Annotated in this window: 9 protein-coding genes and 1 riboswitch; of the genes, 2 read left to right on the top strand and 7 right to left on the bottom strand. The window is 56.6% G+C overall.

Annotation, left to right across the window (positions count from 1 at the left end; genetic code table 11):
* Nucleotides 1-3: 3 nt before the first annotated feature.
* From AC2D8U_RS16490 to AC2D8U_RS16465, 6 genes are all read right to left on the bottom strand, one after another.
* Nucleotides 4-2,124 (bottom strand): TonB-dependent receptor, encoded by a 2,121-nt coding sequence (locus AC2D8U_RS16490; RefSeq protein ID WP_484620173.1) that lies wholly within the window; start codon nt 2,122-2,124, stop codon nt 4-6.
* 48 nt (nt 2,125-2,172) lie between these two features.
* Nucleotides 2,173-2,281: riboswitch (TPP riboswitch) on the bottom strand.
* A 112-nt stretch (nt 2,282-2,393) separates the two neighbouring features.
* A complete protein-coding gene (locus tag AC2D8U_RS16485; protein WP_484620172.1) occupies nt 2,394-2,552 on the bottom strand; it encodes a hypothetical protein in 159 nt (52 codons plus the stop codon).
* Between the two features lie 212 nt (nt 2,553-2,764).
* The gene (locus AC2D8U_RS16480; protein WP_484620171.1) at nt 2,765-3,151 is read right to left on the bottom strand and encodes a YcfL family putative periplasmic lipoprotein; all 387 of its coding nucleotides are present in this window, start codon (nt 3,149-3,151) and stop codon (nt 2,765-2,767) included.
* Between the two features lie 31 nt (nt 3,152-3,182).
* The gene (locus tag AC2D8U_RS16475; RefSeq protein WP_484620170.1) at nt 3,183-3,614 is read right to left on the bottom strand and encodes a PaaI family thioesterase; all 432 of its coding nucleotides are present in this window, start codon (nt 3,612-3,614) and stop codon (nt 3,183-3,185) included.
* Entirely contained in the window at nt 3,611-4,108 is a 498-nt protein-coding gene (locus AC2D8U_RS16470) for a PaaI family thioesterase (RefSeq protein ID WP_484620169.1), read from the bottom strand. The genes AC2D8U_RS16475 and AC2D8U_RS16470 overlap by 4 nt, the downstream gene beginning before the upstream one ends.
* A 510-nt stretch (nt 4,109-4,618) precedes the next feature.
* Nucleotides 4,619-6,097 (bottom strand): cytochrome-c peroxidase, encoded by a 1,479-nt coding sequence (locus AC2D8U_RS16465; protein ID WP_484620168.1) that lies wholly within the window; start codon nt 6,095-6,097, stop codon nt 4,619-4,621.
* Nucleotides 6,098-6,942: 845 nt separating this feature from the next.
* On the opposite strand from AC2D8U_RS16465, the gene AC2D8U_RS16460 reads away from it, so the two are divergent.
* Nucleotides 6,943-10,077, top strand: coding sequence for a purple acid phosphatase family protein (locus AC2D8U_RS16460; protein WP_484620167.1), 3,135 nt, complete (start codon nt 6,943-6,945; stop codon nt 10,075-10,077).
* A 447-nt stretch (nt 10,078-10,524) separates the two neighbouring features.
* Here AC2D8U_RS16460 and hinT read toward each other — a convergent pair whose 3' ends face one another.
* Complete coding sequence (hinT, locus tag AC2D8U_RS16455) at nt 10,525-10,875, bottom strand: purine nucleoside phosphoramidase (protein WP_484620166.1); 351 nt, start codon at nt 10,873-10,875, stop codon at nt 10,525-10,527.
* A gap of 178 nt (nt 10,876-11,053) precedes the next feature.
* Here hinT and AC2D8U_RS16450 point away from each other — a divergent pair, with 178 nt between their 5' ends.
* Nucleotides 11,054-12,814: a M61 family metallopeptidase gene (locus AC2D8U_RS16450; RefSeq protein ID WP_484620165.1), complete on the top strand. Its 1,761-nt coding sequence runs from the start codon at nt 11,054-11,056 to the stop codon at nt 12,812-12,814.
* Nucleotides 12,815-12,847: the final 33 nt, after the last annotated feature.

Below are 12,847 nucleotides of genomic sequence, written 5' to 3'. Positions count from 1 at the left end.
TCCTTAAAAATAATGGTATTGGAAGGTGATCCCGAGCTGACGGGGATCACCGTAGCGGATGTACTGTTTCGCCACCCAACCCTGATCAGGCTCGTTTTCGAAGAAGAAGCCCCGTGTGCCGTATTGCTCATCGGTCAGGTTGCGCCCCCACAGATAAAGCGACCACTGCCGGGCTTCATAGCCCAGCTTGGCATTCACCAGGGCATACGCCTCGGAGCGGGAATCGTGGCTGTCCGAATAGTAGAACGCATCCTTGCCGTTGACGTTCACATTGGCAAAGAAACCTCGGGCGTTGCGGTAGGTGGCACCCAGGGCATACTGGAAGTTGGGCGCATGGGCCAGCTCCCGGCCGGACAGATCCGTCTCGCTGGTATCGGCTTCGGTGAAGCGGTAATCCTTGTAGCGGGCCTTGAGCAGCCCCAGGCTGGAGTAGAGCTCGAGATCGCGGTGCAGCTGCCAGTTGAGCGCCCACTCCAGGCCGTAACTCTCGCTGGCTCCGGCATTATTGGTGTACAAGATGAAATTTGAATCATTATCAGGATCTTTCAGGGACGCCTCGACCTGTTGGTCTTGCCGATCCATGTAGAACAGCGCCAGGTCCGAGCGCAAGGCTCCGCCAAGCCAGCGGCTTCTGAGGCCCAGCTCGTAATTATACAAGGTCTCCATATCATAAGAGACATGTTTTGCTAAAAGATCAGGCAGCCCCATATTGAAGCCCCCCGCCTTGTAACCCCGGGCCAGGCGCAGGTAGGCGTTGTGCTCATCGGTCAGACGATAGGCCGCCGACAGATGACCCCCCCACATGTTCTCATCGGGGGAGAACGCCTCCCCGCTGTCATCCTGGTAATCCGCCTCACGGCGCTCGAGGCGCACGCCGGCAGAGAGATCCCAGTCGCCCAGCCGGCTGTCGAGCTGGCCAAACAGCGCCAGATTTTTTGCATAGTATTCACTGTTGAGGCGGATCTCGTAATCGGGAATGTCGTTGTAGTCACTCGCAAGGACATTGTCCTCCCACAACTTGCTGACATAGAGCCCCACCAGCCAATCCGTGGTGCCACCGAACACGCGGCCCGCCTCATCAGAAGCAAAGCGCACCTCCTGGCTCACCGTGTCACGCTTGGCCCGTTTGTCCCATGTCGCAAAGTACTCACAAGGCTCGGGTTCTTCGTCTGAACCACAATTTAGGCCCTCCCAGTACTCATTGTTGGACCAGTCCCCATCATAGGCGTGCCGGGCATGGGTGTTGCTCCAGCTGGTGATGGACTGCAGGGTGACCGCATCACTGATCCCCCAGTTCAGATCCAGCGACGCACCATTGGTGCGCTGGCTGTCGACGCCGGGCTCGTCGGTGCTGGTGGTAAAACCGTTGTTGTCCAAAGTCCAGACGTCGTAGCCGTTGTCCAGATCGGCGTGTAGGAAGGTCAAGTCCGCCACAAAGTTGTCCGCCGGTTGCCAGCGCCACTTGCCCCGAAACGTCAGCTCATCCCGCTTGTTGGTGTCGTCTCGGTCCAGGTATTCGTTGTGGCGGAACCCATCCTGGCTGTGGTGCTGCAGCGCCAGACGGTAGAGCAGCTCGCCGTGCGGGTCGGCAGCGCCTGAGACATAACCGGCGTAGGTCTGCTGATTGTCTTCGCCAAAGGTTAACTCGGTGCCCGCCTCAAACTGCTCGGTAGGATCCTGACTCTTCACATAGATCAGTCCCGCCAGGGCATTGGCGCCGAAACGGGTGCCCTGGGGGCCGCGCAGCACTTCCAGCTGCTGGATATCGTAGAGGCTGGCCGCCATGCCGATCCCGGACAGGTCGATGTTATCGACAATAAAGCCGACGGAGCTATTGGGTGCCCCTTGGTACTCCTCCTGCTCACCCACGCCCCGGATCTGAAAGTAGCGGGGACGAGAGCTGCCGCCGGACCAGTTGAGGTTGGCGATGCGGCCCAGGGCCTGTTCAAGATGCTCGGCGCCTTCGTCCTGCAGTTCATCGACGGAGAGGATGGTGGCGGAAGCCGGCAGACGCTCCAGCGAAGTGCCGCGCAGATCGGCGGTGACGGTGAGGGTTTCGATGGGTTCTTCGGCCATGGCCGAGAAACTGGCCAAGACGGCCAGGGAAAGCAAAGTACGACGCACTGTTCTCTTCCTAAGTCAGCAGGATGCGATCGGACTGTTGGGCATTGGGGGCCTGTTGCCAGCCATTCCTACGCCGGCACTATCCGGATCAGGTTCTACGGGTTTCCTAAAGGATCTCAGCAAGATAGTTTAATGTCCTGCACCCCGTGGCGGCCGTCACTATAGCAAGATTCTTAATGCAAATAGCAAGTTTCGTGACTCTGAAGAGAAAAAACGGGCCATTCATTCGAAGGGCCCGTCTGGGGAGATCGCAATGCCTTAGCGAACCGTTATTTCCGTACCACCTTGGATCCGGCGCCGGTGCGGGCACCGTCGTGAACGATCAATGCCCCAAAAACCAGACACAACACCAGCAGGGCCGCAATCAGGGTTGCAACCACCGGCGCTGAAAACAGGGCAGGTAGGATCTCAAGGATCAGCTCTTTCATGGGCGTTGTGCTCCAACTTGGCCAACTCAAGTCACCACAGCGCACACGCCCTGGCTCAACCCAACGGGGTCCAGCACATAGACAAGGCGAAGGACATGTGACGTAATGGTGACGTCAATGGCGCAAAATTGTACGCCCTTGCCACAAAAAGAGCGCGACCCGGATCACAATCCGGGCCGCTTGTTTCTCACACTGTAAGCCGCGCTAAGGGGTCACTCATCCGTTGCCCGGCGCACATAGATCTCAAACTCCACCGCGTAGGGACTGCTGGCCGTGGCCTGCACCGGTCGACGCTCTCCGCCATGCAGGTTGAGCGGTCGCCAACTGGTACTGCCTGGCTCAACCACCACCCCATCACTGTCGTAGAAAGTGAACTTGTACTGCAGATACCGATCCGTACTGACCCGGGAGATCAACAGCGCGGATCCCTGCAAAAAGTCGCCAACCCGGCGTTTTTGCACCCGCTCTATGCTGACCTCCCGCGCCACCGCACTCGAATCTATCCTCAGTGTCGGTTGATCGGAGCGGGCCGCCACCCCGGCAGTAATTGAGCTGCAACCGGCCAGCAACAACGCAACGCTTAGTAACACTAGTCTCATGGTCCCATCCTGCCCTGCACTTCCCAGGGCACTAGTCGATCAAAAAATGCGCCCTCGCCGTCGCGATGGGCTGCTTTCGGTTCGTCTGCCAGGCGCTGATACTGACATTGGCGACCCGTCGCCCCTGACGCGTGAGCTTACACTCACAATAGGCCTCCCGAGCATATCCCGCCCGCAAATAGTCGATAGAGAAATCGACGATCTTTGGCACCTGAGTCGTTTGCATCATCACCATTAACTGAACAATGGCCGCCATCTCCATAAATCCGGCGATCACGCCTCCGTGCAACGCGGGCAGCATAGGGTTACCCAGATTGCTCTCTTTGGGCGGCAAACGAAACACCAGTTCGTCACCAAAACGCTCGCACTCCATGCCGATAAACTGGGCGTAGGGCACCAGAGCCAGCAGCGCACCGTAATCATTACGGGCCGCCGCCTCATGGATCTGGTTGGACAGGGTCATGACTCTCCCTCCAGGGCCTGACGGAACGCGTCCGTCATCAGATCGGACCCTATCCGCATAAAGGAACCCACAGCCTGGGCCAGGGGTTGGTCCGTGGATTCTTGGTAGGCGATGGCTCGAACAAAGGCCACCGCCGAAGTGAGCTTATAACATTCTGAAAATCCGTATACTGGCAGGTTTGGCTGGGCCGGTTTCATATAATCCACCCGCAGATCCAGGGTGGGACTGAGCTCAATCTCACCACTCTTTTGCTTTATTGCGCACACCACCGCCGCACCGCAAGCGGTATCCATTAAGGTGGTGATCACACCGCCATGGATCACGCCGGTTTCCGGGTAGCCGACGATCTGGGAGTGGTAGGGCAACATCAACAACACATGATGCTCGCTGGCTTCCAGAGTCTTTACTCCCAGCGCCCGACACTGGGCCAACTGCTCGACAAAGCGCTGGGCAAAATCCGTTAATGGAAAGAACGCTCGATTGTTTGGCTGCACCTTGCCTCCCGTTATCCATATTGCCGCTCTACGCCGCCATCACGCTCCGCACCATGGCCGGTGAATACCCAAAGGTAACTGTAACAGCCTCTTAGCACACTTTAGCCTATCCCCTCACCGGCGTATCTGTCATGCGCCGGAGACAAAAGCAGGGTTTTCCCTTTAGCGTGAGGCACTCAGATATTCACCCGGACTCTCGGAGGCAACAATTGCTGCCACAGATCCAGACCCCTGCCTGACCGTGTGGCGACAGTGAACAGGGACAAGAGCCGAGTCCGCAGAGCGATTAGACAGCACATCCTTTGGAACCCGGTGCCATATGAGTGGCACTCAATACGGCCGGTGCCTGCAACGACGAATGGTAAAAGGTCCAGTCACAGTGCCGTGCTCCCACCGAGTGTGCCCGATACTCTTAACCTTAACGCATGCTTTACTCGCATAAAGCGTCCACTCCCGGTGATCCCTTCGCCTGTAACACTTTAAATGTTCGACAAGGAAAAAACGATATCGTCAAAGATAATCACCATTTTCATCAATTCCGAAAAGTAGATTACCGTCGGGATCAGTTAGTGTCGGACCAGGGATCCATTTCGAAAGACATGCTCGGTTTTTTACACAGGGATCGCTCAGTGAATGCAAAAATGCCTCTAACTGCTCCACACTCTCTTGCGTAAAAAGGTGAGAAACTTCACTTGGTCTGGGTAACCCCCCGTATTCCAACAACTCCAAGTGCTGTAATGCTTCTTTCGTGTTGGCGTAAAAGTCACTGTATTGCTGGCCTTCAGTCAAAATGCCAGGGTCATAATTCTCTAAAGAATAACCAGGGTCCAAATGGTGCACTATCACATCTTTAAGGTTTTGATATGCCCCCGCATGTCCCCAAGGGCCAGTCACATCGACATTCAGTAAACTTGGGGTTCTAAATGCAAATTTATCCTTTTCTTCATGGGTTTCCCTGTAGCGGCCAAAATCGTTGGTCGTTGAGTTACCATCGCCTTTACCACGCCCAATCTGGATCATCGCAATATTATGAAAGGACTCATCGGTAAAAAAGTCACCCTTATGGCAAGTATTACAGGCCGCACCTCCATCTTCTGTTGAGTTAAAAAATATCAGCGCACCTTTTTTGGCAGAAACAGACAAAGCATTATCATCACCCTCAATATACCTTCTCCAGGAACTCTTAGTTAACACCTGAGACCGCTCATAGAAACTGATCGCCTGCGCAACCAGCTCATAGGTAATGCTGGCATTAGGATCGACGAACTGCTCAGGAAAAGCCTGGGTAAAATACGCACGCCAGACGGGCTTGCTGTTCAGCCTTGCCGCCAACTGAACTCTTACCTCATGATTGTCCAGCCCCTGCAAGTGATTAAATCCTTTCATCTCCTCGGCAGAAGTGACAGGAAACCTGGCCTGCGCTTCGGGCAGATCTTCCCCGGCACCGGGATCGGCTTGGCCCAAGGGGGAATCTGGCGTCCTGATCAAAACGGGTTCGTTCGAATTCGTTAGACGCTCCACTCTCCCATCATGAAACATGACCCTTTGCCAAAACGCGACATTGAACGTCGTCGGGGCATTTCTTGGTACCGTAGGTCCGCCATCATAGTTATGGCCACTCACTCTCTGTTTTCTTCCCGGACCTAATAGATCAGGTTCTACCGACTCAGTACCAATCGACAGCGACATCGCGTCGCCTCCGCCAAGACTCGGGTGATGGCAGCTTGCGCAGGCAACGTCCTGATCCCCGCCTAATGTTTTGGAGAAGAATAGAAGCATACCGAGCTGAGCTCTGGGATCACGAATGTCGACTGTAACACCTCGTGACTGCTCTCTATTTTCCGGTGATCCCGTTAGTTTCAACTCGGTGATACGTTGATGCAGTTCATCGTCTAATGACTTGTTATCATGCTCACCACCACACGAACTTAGTGCCATCATGCCAAGAGGTAAAATCACAGACGCACCGAAAAACTTATAGGTATTCAACGCTCCTCCTTAGGCCAGACCAAGAAAACAACAAAAACCCTACCGCAATGCCTATTAAATATCCAGGAAACACCTTATCCCGGCTTAAATAAACACTTTTACCGACACCCGGAAAAAATATTTGCTCGCGAAAGACAACCAATCAAAATGCCAATCCAACATTATGACAAAGACAAGCCGACACCATACAATAACATTGTCCGTTCATCTCATGTATTAAATAGACAGCAACAAAAACAATCAGTTAATTAAGTTAAGCCGAGCATTTCTCTCCTGTCAAGCCTTTGAAACCGGCATCCGGCTATCGAAAAAACACGGGGTTCGACAACCTGTTTAAAACTAATGATGTTTTCCACATTATGGGATATAGGCATGGATCTGTTTCAACTCAAAGTCTTGCAAGTACTTCTGCTATCAGCTCAATCCAAACCGTTCTCTGAATGTTATCTGCCCACGCTCCCATTACGTCTCCACCCCATATCAAACAATGGATCTAAGCTGCTATGGCTATGATGGGCGGATGAAGCCAAATGAATGACATCACACCGTCGGCGTACAGGGGGACCTTTTCTGGCCTTTACCCTGAAATCCACAAGGCGCTGCTCCCGCTTACAAACCAACTGTCCTACATGATCCAGCTGAATGATCCGAGCACTCACGTCTGCTAAATGACGGTTATCGCTAGACGCTTTCTCTGAGCAGATCTTCTGGCCAACGCGACGAGGTCAAACCCACCTTAGTTGCCGACTTGCAAACTCATTGTTGAGAACTACCTTGTAAGAGATTTTCTTACCACCGACGCCTTACCATTATCAGCAGTTTGCTGTGTCGGAGGAGACAAAGCGATGTTCCGCTTTCTGTTATTTGCCTCTGCTCTCCTCTGTTCGACCGGGATCTTAGCGGTCGAACTCAGGTTCTCCACCAACCCAGATCGCAGCGCTTCGTTGCCGCTGGAACAGGCGGTGCTGAAGGATCAAGGCTATATCTTTGTCGCCGACCCCCTCAACATAGAGCAGGTGCTGTTCTTTATCGATGGCGATCAGGTTCAGGAAGAGAACCGGGCCCCCTGGGATCTCGCCGGTACCGCCGGGGACAGCCAGCGCAGCGCCTTGCCCTTTGACACCCACACGCTCACCGACGGCCCTCACCAGATCCAGGCACAGATCCGATTTAACGACGACAGCCAGCAGATCCTGACGGCGGCCGTCACGGTGCAAAACCTTCAAGCGGGTCTGCTGGTCTCCCCCATTCCTCTGTTCCAGTTTCTGCTTTCCGACGAGAGCCAAGAGCAGCCCCTTTCCATCAGCACCAGTGACGGTGAAGCGGTTATCGTCCAGCTTAGTGAAAATATCGACTGGCTCAGGGTCAACGAGCCAAGCGGGATCACCCCATGGAGCCCAATCATTACCTGGGACGGCACCGGCCTCGGCCAGGGGATCTACGGCGGCGAGATCACCCTCAGTGCCAATGGCTACCCTTCACTCACCCTGCCGGTCCAGCTGCAGATCGGAACGAGCGAGGCCGGCGACGCTCCCCAACTCCATCTGAGCTGGGCTCAGGGCCCGGACCGCATAACCGCAGTCTGGTTTACCGCCGATCCCTCCACGAACTCTCGTATGGAGTATCGCCTCATCGGCGACACCTTATGGCAACTCGCGTTAGGCCAGGTGCGTCACAGCAATAGCGACGGTCAGTATCATCAGGCCACCACAGGACCCCTGCCCCTGGGAGAAATCGTCGAGTTTCGTCTGCAAACCTCAAGCCAAACCGTCAGTCGGATCTACACAGCGAAAACCGGACCGATGCCCGATCAATACTGGCAGGCCGCCTTCCTCGCCGACACAGGTTTGATCGGCCGACTGGACGGTCTGGCGACCGGAACCCAGGCGGCGATCGATGCCCTCTCCCAGATCGCCCCCGATCTCCTCCTGCTGGGTGGTGATTACGCCTATTTCAATACCGATACCCGTTACGGCACCTTAGAGCGCAGCATTGACGCCTGGTTTAACCAGATGGCCCCCTTGGCCACCATCCCCATGATGCCCGCCTGGGGCAATCATGAGATCCAATTGGGTGAGGGCTTTGCGCCCTGGGCCGCACGCTTTGCCCTCCCTCAAGGCTATGATGATGGCCGGATGTATGCGTTCGATGTGGGCAGGGTTCACTTTATTGCCGTCTACGCCTTTAACGAGGACGAAGCCATGCCCGCCAGCGCACTGGCCTGGCTCAGTGATCACCTCGATAGCATTCGCTCAGAAAGCTACGACTGGGTGCTCCCCTACTTTCATGCGGCCCCCTTCTCCGACGGAGAAAATCACGAATCCGCGCTCTCCATACGCCAGCAGGTTGGCCCCCTGTTTGAACAGCATGGGATCCGCCTGGTATTGACCGCCCACGACCAATCCTATGAGCGCACATACCCATTGCGCGATGTTCCCGGCACCAACACCCCAGGCAGCCTGCGACTCGACTGCTACGGTCCGACGGAGGGGACCATATACATGAAAGTCAGCCCAGGGGGAAAACTGAGCAACCGAAACGGCGGATTCTCCCCATGGCGCAACACCCCGCCTCCTCCCTGGAGTGCCAGTCGAAATAATGATGCCCACCATATCGCCAACCTCAGCTTTATCGCTCGCGATGAGATACTGGTGGAAGTACTGGCTATCTCCAGCGATTCAACGCCAATAGGGATCGATCACTTTTTTCTCAAAGGCAGTTGCGGCCCATCCATCATCCCCGATCCCGTCAGCCTGAACTTTTCCCTCCTGGCAGAGGAAGTGGCGACACAGTCCCTGTCAATTTCACTCAGCGAAAGCCGCGACGCCCTGACATTAACCCCCTCCCAGCCCTGGCTTACCGTGTCTCCCAACGCCGGGGAAGCGCCGTTGCAGGCTCAGGTTCAGGTGAACACTGCCGGTCTCGCCAGTGGCAGCTATCACGCTGAACTGCTGATCCAAGCTGGCAGTGAATTACAGCGCTCGGTGCCAATCACGCTCGCTGTCCATGAGGCGGCCAGTGACGATGCACTCCGGCTCTCGATGCAGGCGGATCGCACCGCCCCATCCTCCCTGCAGGGCGCCACCCTCAGGGGCACGGTTTATCTCTTCGTCGAGCCGGGCAGCAGCACTGCCGAGCTCACTCAGGTGACGTTCAGTCTCGACGGCAACCCGGTTCAGCAGGAGAACCGCGCACCTTGGGACTTTGCCGGCACCAACAGCGACGATTCCGCAAAGCCCTATGACACAACGACCTTAAGCGAAGGCACCCATGAGATCGGCGCGCGACTGCTGCGCAGTGATGGCAGCAGCGAGCAACTCACGGCCACCGTCACCGTCGACAACGAAACAGACAACAACATTCCCCAGTTCTCTCCCTCGTCGCTACAAGCCCAGTTGATCCTTCCGCAGACCCACACCAGCCTCAGCACCACCATCACCACCAGCGACAGTGTCACCGTTACGCTGGAAAGTGAGGCAACCTGGCTCAATGTGAGTCCTACCAGTGCGCAAACGCCGGTCCAGCTCAACCTAGAGGTGGATGCCGACGGCTTGGCACCAGGCACCTATCAGGGGGATGTGCTGGCCACCACGGCGGAAGGGGAAAGCCGACTCAGCGTCAATCTGCTCTTGCAGGAAGAGGGGGTAGCCACGCCTATCTGGTACAGCTCACAGCCCGATCGCAGCGACCCGTTACCGCTGACGGGGCTGAGTCTATCCGGTGACGGTTTCGTATTCGTAGCACCTGAGCCCGAGATCAACCGGGTCATCTTCTTCATCGACGGCCAACAGATCCAAAGGGAGAGCCGGGCCCCCTGGGATCTGGGCGGCACCGGCAAAGACAGCGCCCGCAGTGCCCTGCCCTTCAATTTTTCCCAACTGACCATCGGGCCCCATCAGATGGACGTTGAGATCCGGCGCAGCCTGGGGGACGGTAACGTCACCGAAAGCGTCCGGCTCAACTTCACGGTCGCCCAATAAACATCCTGAGCGGTTCACGGGTCCGCCCCAGATCCCCGGTACACAACACCGGGGATCTGGCGGTTCAACGACGCAACGAGGAGAAAGCAACTGCAGGATGTTAACCAACGGCCGCCATATAACCACTGTGTGCCTCGGTATAGGCCTGCGCCTCACGCAAGGTCGAGAGCCACAAGTTGAGAGAACCTGCCCGACGCAATGCCAGCGTGTCATGATCCCGTTCATCTCTGCTCGCACGCCTGTGCCTGGCGATAGACCGACCCGTCCTGATATTCCGCTTCCCGTGACAACAACTGCCAGCAGACTTCACCGGCGGTACCAGCCACGCTCCACTTTCCAGAACATGAAGGCATCGCCCAAAAAGAAAAATGCCAGTCAGCTAACTGACTGGCATAAGCATGCCGTTTCTTACCAACCCAGCTCCGCCTTGGCATGGCAGACTTTCAATCAGACGCTCAGCATCGGTCCCAGGGGCTTGCCACCGAGCAGGTGCATATGGATGTGGTACACCTCCTGCCCGCCATGCTGGTTGCAGTTCATGATCAGGCGGTAGCCGTCCTGATCGATCCCCGCTTCCTTGGCCAGCTTGGCCGCCACGGTCACCATACGGCCCAACGCCGGTTCATCCGCCTCGCTCACGTCATTGGTGGTGGCCACCAGGTGATTCGGGATGATCAATACATGATGCGGGGCACGAGGATTGATGTCCTTAAAGGCCGTTACCAGTTCATCCTGATAGAGGATCTCGGCCGGAATTTCGCGTCGTATGATTTTCGAAAAGATGGTTTCTTCCGCCATGGGGGCTCCCTGTCTTGGCCATAAGTGATCTTGGCCTTGAGTATACGAGCCTTTGAGCCGTAAGAGAAAATCCACAGCCCATTTCGACGCCATCATCACAGGGATGGCTGACAAGGCCGCGGCGACATGTCTACAATCGGGCTTCGCCTATTCCCTAGCATTAAGAGTGTCTCATCGGATGATCCACTATCAGATCCAACCCAGCGATCCCCACGCCCACCTGTTTAACGTTACCCTGCGCACCGACAGCGCCCTGCCAGGTCAGCGCGTCACCCTGCCCGCCTGGTTACCCGGCAGCTATATGGTGCGTGACTTTGCCCGTCACATCATCGGCCTGCAGGCCCAAAATGGCCAGGGCCAGCCTGTGGCCCTGGAGCAAGTGGACAAGCAAACCTGGCAGGCCGGTGCACACGATGGGGTCCTGACTCTCAGTTATCAGGTTTACGCCTGGGATCTCTCCGTACGCGGTGCCCATTTGGATCAGACCCATGGCTTTTTCAATGGCTCCAGCACCTTCCTGGCCCTGATCGGACAGGAGGATAAGCCGGTTACCCTGGATATCCTGGCCCCGACTGGCGACGAGTATGCCAACTGGCAGATCGCCACGGCGATGCGGGAAGATGGGGCGAAACGCTACGGTTTCGGCCGTTACCGAGCGGACAATTACGATGAACTGATCGATCACCCGGTGGAGATGGGCACCTTTACCCTGGCCCAGTTCGAGGCCTGCGGTGTGCCCCATGATCTGGTGCTGACCGGCCGCCACCTGGCGGACACGGATCGGATCTGTGCCGATCTCAAGAAGATCTGTGAAGCCCAGATCGCCCTGTTCGGCGGCAGCGCCCCTTATGATCGCTACCTGTTTATGACCCAGGTGGTCGGCGAGGGCTTTGGCGGACTGGAGCACAGAGCCTCCACCGCCCTGGTGTGCGGCCGCGGCGATCTGCCCAGTCCCACCGAAGCCGAGATGAGCGAAGGCTATCGCACCTTCCTTTCCCTGTGCAGCCACGAGTACTTCCATAACTGGAACGTCAAGCGGATCAAACCGGCAGCCTTTACCCCCTATCGCCTCGATCAGGAGCGCTACACCCGTCAGCTGTGGGCCTATGAGGGGATCACCTCCTACTACGATGACCTGTTTGTCTACCGGTCCGGCTGCGTCGATAAAGCCACCTACCTCGACATGCTGGCCCAGGGAATGACCCGGGTCACCCGGGGCAGTGGTCGCTTCAAGCAGACCCTGCGCGACTCCAGCTTTAACGCCTGGACCAAGTTCTACAAGCAGGATGAAAACGCGCAAAATGCCATCGTCAGCTACTACACCAAGGGGGCCATGTTCGCCTTGATGCTGGATCTGGTGCTGCGCCAGGAGACCGAAGGCAAACACAGCCTCGACTGCGTAATGCAGCAACTGTGGCGGGACCACGGTGAAACCGGGCTCGGCACAGAAGAAAACACCCATCAGCGTATCGTCGAACAACTGCTGGGACGCCCGGCAGATGATCTCTTTGCCTACCTGGACAACACCGAGGATCTCCCTCTGCCTGCCCTGTTAGAACAGGTCGGTATGCAGATGAAGCTGCGCGCCTACAGTGGCAACGGCGATAAGGGAGGTCGCAGCGAATCTCTGAAGCACACCGGCCTGGGAGCCAGGTACAAAGCGGCCGCCCTAGGCGTGACCCTGATCAGCGTCACGCAAGGGGGCAGTGCCCATCGCGCCGGGATCGCCTCGGGCGATCAGCTTATCGCCATTGATGGCCTGCAGGTGAACGGCAATCTGGACGCACAGCTGGAGCGGTATGGTCCGGGTGTCGAGATCTCGGCGCATTGGTTCCGTCGAGACGAGTTATTGACGGGGACACTTGCACTCGAGCCTGCGGCCAAGGATACTGTGGTTATTGAAGAAGTGGACAGTGAAAAAAGTCACCTTTGGCTATGATCCTGCGTTTTCCCGCTAAGGGGGATGCAGGTG

This window comes from Ferrimonas sp. YIN67 (genome assembly GCF_057219095.1).
This window is presented reverse-complemented; position numbering and strand designations above follow the sequence as displayed.